Genomic DNA, 12,437 nt, shown 5'->3' on the forward strand with positions numbered 1-12,437 from the left:
AAGCCAGTTGCCGTCCGGTAACAGGGAGGCTCCGCATTTGACCCGATTTCACGCCTTGCTCGCCGGAAGTGCCCTCGCCGCGCTCCTCGCTTCTCCTGGCCTGCACGCCGAAGATGCCGAGGCGCCGCGGACGATTGCGCCGGGCGAGATCGTCGTGACCGGCGAAAAGGCCGCGCGCACGCTTCAGCACACGCCGACCAGCATCGCCGTTACGACGCCGGAAAAGATCGCCCGCGAAACCCTGCTGTCGATCCAGGATGTCTATGCCCGCACCGCGAACCTGAGCGACACGTATGGTTCGGCCGGGTTCATCATTCGCGGCATCACCAATTCGGGCGTGGGCGGTGGCGGCCAGGCGGATACCGCCAGTGTCTATATCGATGGCGCGCCGATCCCGCGCCAGGCGCTCTATGGCGGCCCTACCGACTTGTGGGACGTGCAGCAGGTGGAAGTGCTGCGCGGGCCGCAATCGACCATCCAGGGCCTCAACGCGCTGGCCGGCGGCATTGTCATCACCACGCGCGATCCCTCGCTCGATCGCTGGACCGGCGACGCGCGCGTGCTGTGGACCGATCGCAACGACCGCACCTTTTCCGCCGCGCTCGGTGGCCCGCTCATCGCCGACGAACTCGGCCTGCGCCTGTCGGCCGAGCGCCGCGCCAACCGCGGCGTGATCCGCAACGTCACGCGCGGCGGCTATGACGACGCGATGGAGTCGCTCAACCTTCGCGGCAAACTGAAATGGACGCCCAGCGCCCTGCCCGGCGTGGAGGCCGTGGCCAGCTACAACCGCGTGCGTCGCGAAGGGGGCTATCTCTGCCAATATGCCCGCACCGACGTGCCCGATTACTATGACAACTGCACCTCCACCGCTGACCAGCCCAATCGCGGCTGGGTGGCCAGCGACATCGCCCTGTTCCGGCTGAGCGTACCGCTGGCCGACGGCCTCAAGCTGTCAAGCGCGACGTCGTGGAACCGCTCCCGCGTGCAATCGGTGGCCGACTCCGACAACACGGCGGCCAATCTCTCGACGATCAACAATCTCTATCGCTTCAAGACCCTGACGCAGGAACTTCGCATCAATTACGAAGGCGACCGGCTCAGCGCCCTGCTCGGCGCATGGTACTATCGCCGCACCGGCGGGCTGACCGCGCGCAGCCAGATCAACGTGCCCACGCCCACCGGCACGATCACCAACCTGCTCACGCCCTACGTGGGGGCGACGAGCGCCGCCACGATCGCCACTGCCTATGCCCAAGTGCTGCCGGTCATCCCGGTTGCCTATGCCGCTTCGCAGCCGGAGCGGGTCGAGACCATGGCACTGTTTGGCGACGCGCGCTGGCGCGTGCCCGACCGCCTGACCCTGATCGGCGGCTTCGGCCTCGATCGCGAGCGCAATCGCTATGCCGCGGAAACGCAAGCGACCTTCACCGGCACGCTGCCCGCCACCGATTTCCTGGGCACGCGCTATGCCCCGCTGGTCTCCGCCGTCAACGCCGGGGTGCTCGGCTTGGTCGACGATGCCAATGCGCCGATGGCCGCCAACACCCGCACGTTCCACGCCTTCCTGCCCAAGGCCGGGGTCAGCATGGACTGGACGCCGGACCTGACCACCGCATTCACCGTGCAGCGCGCCTATCGCTCCGGCGGATCGAGCCAGAACCCGGCGCGGGCCGGCGCGGTGCTGCTGGCCTATCGCGGCAATCGCGCCGACCAGACCTGGGCCGTGGCCGGCGGCGGCACGCTTGCACCGCTCAGTGCGCGCTGGAGCGATTTCCTGCTGCACCTGCATGTGAACCTGCATCTGCCGCGAAGCTGGGGCGGGTCCCTGGTCGGGCTGACCGGCGTGGCCCTGCTGTCTTCGCTCGTCTCCGGGGTGCTCGCCCATCCGCGCGTGGTGCGCGATGCGTTCCACTTGCGCCTGGGCGGATCGCGGCGTCTGGCCGAGGCCGACTGGCACAACCGCCTGGGCGTGTGGGCCTTGCCATTCCACGCCACCCTGGCGCTCACCGGTGCCCTGCTCGGGCTGAGCACGCTGATCGTCGCGGCGCTGGCGCTGCTGCTCTATCGCGGGGATCGATTGCGGCTCGATGGGCAGCATCGCAGCCCTTTGGCCATGCCGACATAGCGCTGGCGTTGGGCAGCGCGATCATGGCTGGCTGCCTGTTGCGTTTGGATAGAGGCTGTCGCGCAGGCCCGCCGGAAGCGCATCCGCTGTGACGCCTGGCGTTGGCTGATCCGCTCTGCCGGTGTGTCGGGGTGAGGCAAACAGCGAGGCGGCCCGCCAATCCGGCACCGCAGCAAGCGTCTCCTGCGCCGCCGGTGGCGTGGTGGCGAGATCGCCCGGCAAGGCGAGCCGGGTGGCAAGCCGGGCCGGCAGATCCTGGCGAGCATGTTCGAGATTCATCGGGGCGCCTTTTTTGGCAGGGCGGGACAGATCGTGCTGTTCGTCACCAGCCTTGGCCTGCCCTTCTTCGCGATCACCGGCGTGTGGTTCTGGTAGGCACGCCAACGCGCCAAACGCAAGGCGCGTGCCCGGCGGCAGGCCGGCACCGCGGCCGGTTGGGCTTAGGCGCTGGCGCCGCAACCAGGGACCTGCCGCCTTTTGCCCCCTCAGGACGGGTATCCAATCAAGCGCTCTCGCGGGCAATGATGCGAAATCCTACGTTCACCGAACGCTGTTTCGGCGCCACGCCCGAGACATGGCTCCGCACCGCGGCATTGACCTCGCGCGCAATCTGCGCCCCGTCGATTTCGACGCTCGTGATTGTCGGGCGCATGTCACTGGCAACGCTGGCATTGCCGAAACCGACGACAGCAAGCTGATCAGGAACCTTCAGGCCTGCGGCATTGGCTTCCACGATGATGCCCTGGGCCAGCGAGTCCGAGCCACAGACGACCACATCGGGGCGTTCCGGCTGCCGGCGCAATTCTGCAAAGACACGTCTGGCGTGGCCAAAGCGGGAAGGACTGTCGACCGCGATTTCCTTGACCGGCGTGTCGCTGTGCGCTTCCCATCCTTGTACGAAGCCATCGCGGCGCAGGCGGGCCCGGCCCAGTTCTGCCGAGACCAGCGCCGGCCGGCGATAGCCGCGTTCATAGATGAAGCGCGCAAGGTCATGCCCGATCTCGACGTGGGAAAAACCGACCGCGATGCCCGGTGGTTCCGCCGGAAGATCCCAGATCTGGACAAAGAGGCCCGGAAAATGCTGTATGAGCGCCGTGGTTTCGGCGCTGAGGGGGGCAGTCGAGACGATCGCGTCCACCTGGCGGCCCATGGCGGCCCGGATCATCGCTTCGGTGCGGCCCGCCGCTGTCCCGGTCAAGGCTAGCATAACCATGGTGCCGCCGGCGTTCAATTCCTCCACCATGGTCTCAATCGTGCGGTCGAACAACGAGTCCACCAAATGGGGGATCAGCACCGCAACCATCTTGGAGCGCGACGACGCCAATCCTCCCGCCAGAAGATTGGGTACGTATTGCATTTCCTCGATCGCGGCACGGATTCGCACCGCAGTGCCGGCAGCCACGATGTCCGGGTTGTTGAGGAAGCGACTGACCGTGGCCGTTGATACTCCGGCCCGCGCGGCGACATCATCGAGTTTGGGATTGCGCGTGGAAGGACGGACCATGGTTGCCACCCTTTCCGAATTTGCCGGAAAGATGCAAGCGTTCTCATCCAAACCGCAACGGCACAGTCAGTGGCCCGATTTCTGGCCAGCGGCTCAACGTGATCGGCCCGTCGAGCGTAAAACCACCCGGCGTGGCAGCCAGCAGTTCGCCCAGCGCCACGCACAGTTCCATGCGCCCCAGGTGCAGCCCCGGACAGTTGTGAGGTCCACGGCCAAACGCAAGATGCTCGGCAATGTTGGGGCGATCAAGCACGAAGCGGTCGCCATCGGGGAAGATCGCCTCGTCGCGATTGGCGGAGCAGTAGAGCAGCGCGATGGCATCGTTGGCCTTGATCGCGCGCGCACCCACCACCGTGTCGTTGACGGCGGTACGGGCAAACCCGCGATAGGGTGTGTAGAGCCGCAGGAATTCCTCGACGGCGGCGGGGACCAGCGCCGGGTCTGCGCGCAACTGCGCCTGCAATTCCTGGTCGCGTGCCAGGTGCACCGCCATGCTTCCGACCAGCACCATCGGGGCTACGATGCCGACCACCAAGACCTGGCGCACGGCCCCGATCAGCAGGTCTTCTGGCAAGGATTGCCCGCCGTGGACAGCGGCAAGCAGGGCGCTCGTCGGGTCGATCGCAGGGTCTTCGGGCGCCTCGCGCCGCAGCCGCACCAGATCACGCGCCATGTCGTAAAGGCGCAGGCTGGTGGCCTTCATCAGCTCCGGCTCGTTGCGATGTACGGCCAGAACGAAAGCACGCCCGTCATCATGCAGCGTATCGAGCCATTGGGGCGGCATGCGCATCCACAGGCCGAACACCCGCACCGGCAAGAACGAGGAAAAATCGGTGCAGATGTCGCCACCGCCGCGCTCCACCATCGGCGCCAGCATTTCGCGTGCAAAGCGCCGGGTATCGGCTTCGAGGCGACGCACCTTGTCCTGCGACAGCAAGGGATTGAGCGCCTGGCGGAAAGGCGTGTGTTCGGGCGGATCGAGGTGCAATGGCGGGCGCCGGCCGGTGAACGCCACCTTCGGGATCACGTTCTGCGTTTCGGTGGAGAACGAAGCCCAATCACTGGCAACGCGGCGCACATCCTCATAGCGGCTGAGCGCCCAGAAACCTCCAAGCCCGTCCGTATGGGCCACCGGACATTCCCGGCGCAGCCGGGCATATTCGCGATGGGCGCTGTCGAAATCCTCGGGCGCCTCGGGATCGAAGTCCGACGGGATTGCGGTCATCTCAGTGGTCCTTGTCAGGGCTGGCCATGGCGCGCGCAGGCATGACGCCGTGCGCGGCACGGGCGGAAAGGCGGGGGGCGAGCGAAAGCAGGGCGATCGCGGCAATCAGGATCGCCGCACCGGCCAATTCTGCAGGGCGTGGCACCGCCATGCCCCAGATCCAAGCGAGCAGCAGCGCCGCCACGACACCCGCGATCAGGCTGGCCGCCCGCTCCAGCGGGACGCAGTAGGAATTCTCGCGCGGGTCCAGCAGGATGAGAATCGACAGGATGGACACGGCGGTGAGCGTCACGCCCATGCCCACCAGCGGCCAGATCACGCCCAGGCGCCAGATGCCGATGAACCCACGCGCCAGTTCATCGGCCTGTCCACCCAGGCCGAGCGTGGAAATGGCCGCCAGGGCCACCAGTGACATGGGCAGCGCGATGATCTTTTCTTCGACGAAATAGGCCCTGACCGTTTGTGGATCGCCGGTCTTGCCCACCCGCGTCATCACCACCAGGCGCAGGAAATAGCCAAGCGTGTAAAGCACCACGGTCAGCACCGCGAGAGGAGGCAGCCGCAGCCCACCCCGATCGGTCAGGGTGATCACCAGGGCGAATGCAACCATGGCCAGGGCCAGCCAGCTCCACCACCGCACGCGGCGCCCGAACAGCACGTCGACCAGCGGGGCCAGGATCAGAATGTCACCGCGCATGATCAGCTGGATGAACGGGATGCTGACGCCCTTGAACGTCAGCGACAACGGCACGGTAAACAGCACCAGCGAGGTCGCCAGCCCCGAAAGGAACGTCGCACGGCGGGGAAACGGCACGCTCCAACGACCGATTGCCAGGCGGTTGGCCTGCCGATGCCAGCCAGACAGCCAGATGAAGGCATAAGTCATCACCAGGTTGAGCATCAGCGAGCCGGGCAGGAGTTCGAGGCCGGTGAGCGGACGTCCCAGGGCCACGATCGACGTTGTCGCGAGATACCGCGTCAGCATGATGCTGGGCAGATAGGACAGGAGATAGCCCAGCAGCAGCAGTTCCATCGGCATGCCGCCGGTCGCGGAGGTGGGCGCAGATTGAGCAGGCCTGGTCATCGGCAGGGTTTTCCTCGCAGGCACGGGCGGAGCATCGGTGCCGGGCGATGGGCAACGAACGGGCCTTTCGGCACAACCCAGCGCGCGCGGTCGAGCCGCGCCTCCAAGGTCGACAGCGCGCCCAGAAGCGCCTCGGGCGGGAACCGGCAATGGCCGGCACCGCGATACCACAGGCCCTTGACCATCGCAGGCCTGGCCGCGTCGACATAGGCCTGCTGCAAGGACGGCGACGTGATGCCGTCCCCCTCGGCCTGGAGCGAGACGACCGGCACGCGTGGGCGCGCGTCGGGTGTGTAGTGCTGCATCATGTAAGCCACCGCTGCCGGCTTGGCCGGGATGCGCGGCGCCGCATCGAGGCGGGCCAGATCCGCATCGAGGTTCAGGCCGGCCTGCGCGTAGAGCTTGGCCACGAATGCACGGCGCCCCGAAAGCGCCAGTTGACGGGGATAGGACACCTGCGTGTTCCAGGAAAACGCCCCACCGGCGCGGGTTTCCTGGTCGTGGCGCGGCGGGAACACCGCCATCGCAAAGGTCGCCGCGATGTTGGCAGCCTGGGCATCGGCATCGTCGGCGCGCGGTTCCGGCTGATCGGGCGCGGTCCATCCGGGCATGCCGCCCAGCACACCGGCCAGCGCCAGCCGCGCCCGCCCCTGCGGTGTCGCCATGGCGGCCTTGACCGCATCGCGCACCCGCATGCCGTTGGCCGCATCGTCGGCAACGCCCGTCAACACGATGCCGTCGCCCGGCGCCTGCAAGGTGCGAAAGGCAAAGGCGCCATCCAGAGCCATGTTCATCATGCCGACAGCGCCGCCGATGGACGGGCACAGCGCCACCGCGCCATCGATACGATCGGGTCCGCCGCGGGGCTGCTCGGCCAAGGCAATGGTGACGAGGCTGCCCATCGACGCCCCCCAGGCGATGGTGCGACGCGGGGCCCCATGCTGGGCGGCAAAGGCAGCAATGGCAGCGCGCTGCGCCGGTACGGCCTGCGCCAGCGACCATCCGCCCGACGCATAATCCGATGCCAAAAGCGCGTAGCCCCGCGCCAGCAGCGTGTCACGCAACCCGGCGGGCGCCGGATCCGGCAACGCCGCCTGCGGTTCGTACCCCCGCCCCCAGACGAGCAACGTACCGTTCCAATGCCCGGAAACCATCGCGTGCCACCGCCCGCCGCCAGGCAGAGTGCCCGAAAGCACCTGCACGTCGGCAGGAACCGGGTCGGTGGACGGTACCGGTTGGGCCGGGGCGACACCGGAGGTCGGCGCCATGACCATGGCCATGGCAAGGGTGGCCATGGCTTTCATGGCGCCACCACCCGGAGGTTGCGGCTAACGGTCCAGTCGGGATCGCGGCACAGCCGACAATCCGCGCCGACAAACGCCGCGCTGGCGGCACGCTCGCCCTTGAGCTGCCAATCGAGCCAGTGCCGGGCAACGATGGCCCAAAGCCCGCCGCGCGGTTCGAAAAACGTGCCCGAATGCCCGACGTCGCGGCTCACGAGCACCGCGGGAACCGAACGGATCCGGGCGAAATCATCGGTGCCATTGGTATAGGCCACGTCGGTCATGCCACCCAACATGTACAATATCGGCGCATGCAACCGGTCCAGCAGGCTCTTGTCCACCGCCAGGCCCGGCATGCCGGCACCACCCGCTGGGAAAAGCCCGGAATCGAACACGATCGTGGCGCGGATGCGCAGATCGGTCGAGAGGCTCAGCGCAAGCAAGCCGCCGCACGACCAACCGGCAACCCCGATCCGTGCCTTGTCGACATAGCGGGCCCAGCCGCCATTGCCGGCGGCATCGGCGCTGGCCCAATCGAGGGCGCGGGTCATGTCTGCCGGGCTTACGCCTTGGCCGGGGCGATCGGGCGCCAGGACGGCGCCTTGCGGATAGTTGCGCAAGCCGCCCGGGCCCTCCAGCATGGCACCGGGCACGATCACGACATAGCCGTGCGAGGCAATTTCGGTCAGCAGCCGGCGCGCGTTGCTGGCATCGGCCATGCAGCCGCCGTTGCCGAAGATGAGCACCGGCAGCCGGGCCTGCTCGAAAAGAGCCAGATTTGCCGGGCGGTAGAGCACGGCGCCGGGCAAGGCGGGCTCGATCGCGCGGATCGCGGGATAAGGGCCGCTGCCTGGCTCGTCGGGCAGGCCGTTGAGGTGTTCGCGTTCACGCTGAAGGACGGCCTCGTCGCTCAACCCGGGCACCGCGCGAAACGCCGCGTCGAGCGCGCCGCGTACGGTGTTGCTGACCAGCGCGAGCCGTGCCGGCGAATCCACCTTGATCTCGGGATGGAAATCGATGTGGTTGTAATCCGCATAGCGATACCCGCGTGCCAGGGCGGCATCCTGCATCCACTGCGCCAACGCCTCGTCATCGCGCGACGCGCCGGCCGCAAGGCCGAGCGGCCGTGCAAGGACCACCTTCAGCCCCGCCCCCTGCGCCGCCCGGGCCAGCCGATCCGCGGCGTTGCGCGTGGCTTCCAGTTGGCCCTTGCCGTCCACTAGGTGATCCGGTTGAAGGTGCAAGACCTGGTACCGGCCGCTTTCGATCTGCGCGCGCGCGGCGGCTTCCCCTGCGGCAAGACCGCCCTTTCCGGTCAGGACCGTGCCAAGGCCGGGGAAGTCGAACAGCGCGGGATCGATCCGCATCCAACTTTGCAGCGTGGTGCCCCCCACGAACAGCGGCAAGCGCCGCACGACCGCGGTTGAATTGGCGGCCGCAGCCGCACCCGGCACCGCCGACTGCGCCAGCACCGCGTCGTTCGCTCCCGCAAGCAGCAGGCCCGCCGCGAGGAGACGAAGCGGACCGGGTTTGCGCAAAACGCTGTTCATGGAGGGGACTTTCACGATCAGAACCGGAACGACAGTGTTGCGCCAAACTCGCGCGGTTGCCCCAGGATATAGGACCCGATGCCGTCGGTAACCTGGTCGACACTGGCAATGTAATTGTTGTCCAGCAGGTTATCGACATAGGCTGCCAGCGACCAGTTGTCGGACGCCTTGTAGGTGAGGCGCGCGCCAACCAGCGTCCGGGCGGGGAGACGGTTATAGGGCGCCTGGAAGAAGTTGACCCATTGTGCGCCCTGGTAGCTGATGCGGGCCGACGGGGTCAGCGAGCCCTTGCCCAGGGCGAAGACGTAGGACACGCCCGCCGCGCCCGAAAACTTGGCAGCAAAGGGAATGGTGCGCCCGGCAAGGTTGATCAGTTCGGGCTGTGCCGGCAGCCCATTGCCGAACAGGCCCGCAGGCTGGACAATCTCGAACTGGCCATATTTTGCATCCAGCACCGAGAAGGACGCATCGGCCGCAAAGCCCCCCACCTTCAGGTCGAACTGCCCTTCGACACCCTTGATCCTGGTGCCGTTGACGTTGCGGGTGATCGCGGTCGCGGGATTGTTGATGTCGGCCGCGTAGGTCGCCTGGAAATTCTGGTATGTCATGTAGAAGCCGCTGACCGAAGCGGTCAGGTGATCATCGAACAGGCGTCCCTTGACGCCGGTTTCATAGTTGATGACGCGCTCGGCATCGTAGTTGATGCCAAACGGCGTCGTCCCTCCCGGCTTGTAGCCCTTGCTGATCGTGCCATAGATGAACAGCCTGGGATCGATCTGCCAGTTGAGCGCGACGCGGCCGGTGAACTCGGAAAAGTCGCGAATGCCGGGATTGAGGGGGATGCGGAAGCCCGAAGGGCCGGCCGGGGCAATGTAGCTGTCGATGAAGCCCACGTGGTCCCAGCTGTAGCGGCCGCCGGCCTTGATTTCCAAGCCATTGCCCAGCTTGTAGCCGACTTCGGCAAAGACGGCCTCGTTGCGCCGCCGTGCATCGGTGAAGATAGTCAGGCTCTGCTCGTATGGCGCGCCCTTGGCGATGTTCGGCACGGTAAAGGCCGGCTGGCGATAATTGAGCATGGTCGCGCCGGCCGTCCAGGTGAACGGGCGATTGTCGGGAGAGATCAGATCGATTTCGCCAGTGTAATAGCGATCGTGAATGGTGATCTTGCTCGACGTTCCGGTGGCAGCGGTGGAATAATCGTTGTCGCGCACCGAGAGCTGGTCGGTCGTTTGATAGGTGCCCAGCACGCGCACCTTGAACGCATCGATACCGCTGTAGTTGAGCACCGCCGTGGTGCGGTTGTACATGGTGTTGAGCGCCTGGTCGGTGTCATAGGCGATCGTGCGATTGCCCACCGGGGCCTGGGCAAAGCTCTGCGTGGGCAGGCCATCGGTCCGCCGGTCGCTGTATTGGTGGATCAGCAGCAGGTCCAGGTCATCGATCGGCTTGTAGAGCAGTTGGGCGCGGCCCAGGAAACGGCTGAGGTTGCCCGGCTGGTTGCCATAGCGCACGGGCTGCGCCGCCCCGGTCGGCCCCAGGTTGGTGAACGCCGAACCGCGCCGCTCGACCTGGCCCGACAGGCGGACGGCCAGCTTGTCGCTCAACTGCGTGGTGACGCCTGCCTCGACCTGCTTGCGGCCGATATTGCCCAACGTGACGCTACCAAAGCCGCTGGTTCCGTTGAAATCGGGCCGCACCGAACTGATGTAGATCGCGCCGCCGCTGGCATTCTGGCCCGTGTAAGTGCCCTGCGGGCCGCGCAACACTTCCACGCTGGCAACATCGAAGAACGAGTCCCCGTAGACGAATTCGCGGGCGACATAGGTGCCATCCCAATGGATCGCCACGCCAACCGACTGGTTCGGCGCCCCTTCGGAAATGCCGACACCCCGAATGTTGACGAACTTGACGTTGCCGTAGTCAGCAAAGCTCAGCGACGGAACCTGCGATTGCAAGCTGTTGATATCGCTCACGCCACGGGCCTTCAGCATGTCGGCATTGAGCGCCACGACGGAAATCGGCGTGGAAAGCGCGCTCTGGCTGCGGCGCTCGGCGGTCACCACGATGCCGGGGGCAGCCGCGCCTTCGTCGGCGGCCGCACCACTGCCTTCGGCCTGCGCAAATGCAGGAGCCGACGTTCCAGCAAGCAACACGCCTGCGATCCAGTGCTTATACCTCATATTGGATACCCCTCTCCCGATATCGGACACTGCCCGGCGCATGAAGCTGGCCCGCATTCTGATTTTGCATCTGGGTCCGCACAGGCCTTGCGCGCCCTGAAGCACCGCATAGCCCCGTTCCCGCCTTTTATGCAAGCGCTTTCATTCATGAGGGACCGTTCGGAACCGACCCCATCAAGATCGGTATGTCCGCTCGAAATGGGGCAAACAGCGTATCACGCCAGCCAAATTGCCAACGTAACCAACATCAGCCCCAGCCGACACCGTCCGTGGATTAAATGACGTCGCACTCGGCAAATTTCGGAGTAAGCGTTTACATGCAGAAAGCCTGAAGGGGCGACTCCACCGCGCCGGGTCTTGCCGATGGGCCTCACGCAAACGGAATAACCGATGCGCAATCAGGGCTGCTCCCAGTAGGGCGGATCGCCAAAGCTACGGCGCAGACTGTCCCCGAACGCGCGTATCTTGCTCGCGGCACCATGATCGCGCGGATATGTCAGGAAAAGTTCCGCGCCTTCCGCAGGCCAGCCTATGTCCACTTCGATCAGGGCCCCGGTCTTGATTTCCTGGTGCAGGAAGAATGTCGGCAACATGGCAAGCCCAAGGCCGGCCAAGACGGCATCGCGCATCACGATCCCGTTGTTGACCCGCAGCGCCGCTCGCGGCCGCACGACAGTCCAGCCAGACCCCGCAGCGAAGCGCCAGTCACCTGACCTGTTGGCGTAAAGAATGGCCGTGTGACCTTCCAGCTCCGTCAGCGAAGTGGGCTTGCCATGCTCCGCAAGATAGGAAGGCGCAGCCACCAGAAGGCGTCGACTGGTCGCCAGCCGTCGCGCGATCAGGCGGCCATCGCCGATGGCGCCGTGTCGCAGGACGGCATCGAACCCGCCGGTCGCCGCATCGACAAAGCGATCGTCCAGGTCGAGAGACATCTCGATCCCCGGGTGCTCCTGCAGGAAGCGGGCAATCGCCGGCCCCAGGTGAAGAATGCCAAAGCCCACGGGCGCCGATATGCGCAGCGGCCCGGCCAGCTTGCCGCTCCTCGCGTCGATCTCTGCTGCGGCTTCCTCCATTTCGCGCAGGATGCGTTGCGCACGCGGCAAGAACGCTTCGCCCGCGCTGGTCAATGTCAGGCGCCGGGTGGAACGCTGGAGCAACGTTGCCCCCAGCGCCCTCTCCAACTCTGCCAGCCTCTCGCTGACCACCGATTTTGCCAGTCCAAGGCGTCGCGCTGCGGCACTGATCGAGGTTTGGTCAACCGTGGCGACGAAGGCTGTAATGCCGTCGAGCTTCATCATTGTTCGGATTTCCCGTCGTTCAAAACCAGAATTGGATAGCTGGTGCGAACGCTGCCCGATCGGCATCTTCCCGTCCAGACAGCGCGACGGCCTGCCTCTTCAGGGCCGGTCCCGCTGCTCCCATCCAGAGGAGACTGACATGAACGACTTTATCGGAAAGAATGTTCTCGTGCTTGGCGGCAGCC

Annotated in this window: 10 protein-coding genes; 2 read left to right on the forward strand and 8 right to left on the reverse strand. The window is 66.1% G+C overall.

Features of this window, described 5'->3' with window-relative positions:
* The first annotated feature begins 37 nt into the window (after positions 1-37).
* Positions 38-2,128, forward strand: a complete 2,091-nt coding sequence (locus C8K14_RS10715) for a TonB-dependent receptor (protein WP_107716647.1) — start codon at positions 38-40, stop codon at positions 2,126-2,128.
* 21 nt (positions 2,129-2,149) lie between these two features.
* Here C8K14_RS10715 and C8K14_RS23030 read toward each other — a convergent pair whose 3' ends face one another.
* Positions 2,150-2,407 carry a hypothetical protein gene (locus C8K14_RS23030; RefSeq protein WP_133726794.1) on the reverse strand — a complete coding sequence of 86 codons (258 nt, stop codon included), beginning with the start codon at positions 2,405-2,407 and terminating at the stop codon, positions 2,150-2,152.
* Between C8K14_RS23030 and C8K14_RS23035 the strand changes: the two genes are divergently transcribed.
* Positions 2,393-2,503: a PepSY domain-containing protein gene (locus tag C8K14_RS23035; protein ID WP_082349689.1), complete on the forward strand. Its 111-nt coding sequence runs from the start codon at positions 2,393-2,395 to the stop codon at positions 2,501-2,503. The genes C8K14_RS23030 and C8K14_RS23035 overlap by 15 nt on opposite strands.
* A 127-nt stretch (positions 2,504-2,630) precedes the next feature.
* Here the strand turns inward: C8K14_RS23035 and C8K14_RS10725 are convergent, their stop codons facing one another.
* The 7 genes from C8K14_RS10725 to C8K14_RS10755 all read right to left on the reverse strand — a co-directional run bounded on the left by C8K14_RS10725 (position 2,631) and on the right by C8K14_RS10755 (position 12,252).
* The gene (locus tag C8K14_RS10725) at positions 2,631-3,632 is read right to left on the reverse strand and encodes a LacI family DNA-binding transcriptional regulator (protein ID WP_054130452.1); all 1,002 of its coding nucleotides are present in this window, start codon (positions 3,630-3,632) and stop codon (positions 2,631-2,633) included.
* Between the two features lie 43 nt (positions 3,633-3,675).
* Positions 3,676-4,857 carry a cytochrome P450 gene (locus C8K14_RS10730; protein ID WP_062785910.1) on the reverse strand — a complete coding sequence of 394 codons (1,182 nt, stop codon included), beginning with the start codon at positions 4,855-4,857 and terminating at the stop codon, positions 3,676-3,678.
* Position 4,858: 1 nt separating this feature from the next.
* Positions 4,859-5,941: a hypothetical protein gene (locus C8K14_RS10735; protein WP_233251030.1), complete on the reverse strand. Its 1,083-nt coding sequence runs from the start codon at positions 5,939-5,941 to the stop codon at positions 4,859-4,861.
* Entirely contained in the window at positions 5,938-7,236 is a 1,299-nt protein-coding gene (locus C8K14_RS10740; protein WP_133726795.1) for an alpha/beta hydrolase, read from the reverse strand. Before C8K14_RS10740 ends, C8K14_RS10735 begins: the two co-directional genes overlap by 4 nt.
* Positions 7,237-7,241: 5 nt before the next feature.
* Positions 7,242-8,774, reverse strand: coding sequence for a dienelactone hydrolase family protein (locus C8K14_RS10745; protein ID WP_107716649.1), 1,533 nt, complete (start codon positions 8,772-8,774; stop codon positions 7,242-7,244).
* A 17-nt stretch (positions 8,775-8,791) separates the two neighbouring features.
* The gene (locus tag C8K14_RS10750) at positions 8,792-10,927 is read right to left on the reverse strand and encodes a TonB-dependent receptor (RefSeq protein ID WP_158271894.1); all 2,136 of its coding nucleotides are present in this window, start codon (positions 10,925-10,927) and stop codon (positions 8,792-8,794) included.
* A 425-nt stretch (positions 10,928-11,352) separates the two neighbouring features.
* Entirely contained in the window at positions 11,353-12,252 is a 900-nt protein-coding gene (locus tag C8K14_RS10755; RefSeq protein WP_022677295.1) for a LysR family transcriptional regulator, read from the reverse strand.
* Between the last annotated feature and the right edge of the window lie 185 nt (positions 12,253-12,437).

This window comes from Novosphingobium sp. GV079 (assembly GCF_003058045.1).
Classification (GTDB): domain Bacteria; phylum Pseudomonadota; class Alphaproteobacteria; order Sphingomonadales; family Sphingomonadaceae; genus Novosphingobium; species Novosphingobium capsulatum.

Excerpts from the sequence above, each read along its gene's own strand:
- C8K14_RS23035 (WP_082349689.1), top strand. The coding sequence starts at position 2,393 with ATGTTCGAGATTCATCGGGGCGCCTTTTTTGGCAGGGCGGGACAGATC.
- C8K14_RS23030 (WP_133726794.1), bottom strand. The coding sequence starts at position 2,407 with ATGAATCTCGAACATGCTCGCCAGGATCTGCCGGCCCGGCTTGCCACC.
- C8K14_RS10725 (WP_054130452.1), bottom strand. The coding sequence starts at position 3,632 with ATGGTCCGTCCTTCCACGCGCAATCCCAAACTCGATGATGTCGCCGCG.
- C8K14_RS10730 (WP_062785910.1), bottom strand. The coding sequence starts at position 4,857 with ATGACCGCAATCCCGTCGGACTTCGATCCCGAGGCGCCCGAGGATTTC.
- C8K14_RS10735 (WP_233251030.1), bottom strand. The coding sequence starts at position 5,941 with ATGACCAGGCCTGCTCAATCTGCGCCCACCTCCGCGACCGGCGGCATG.
- C8K14_RS10740 (WP_133726795.1), bottom strand. The coding sequence starts at position 7,236 with ATGGCCACCCTTGCCATGGCCATGGTCATGGCGCCGACCTCCGGTGTC.
- C8K14_RS10745 (WP_107716649.1), bottom strand. The coding sequence starts at position 8,774 with ATGAACAGCGTTTTGCGCAAACCCGGTCCGCTTCGTCTCCTCGCGGCG.
- C8K14_RS10755 (WP_022677295.1), bottom strand. The coding sequence starts at position 12,252 with ATGATGAAGCTCGACGGCATTACAGCCTTCGTCGCCACGGTTGACCAA.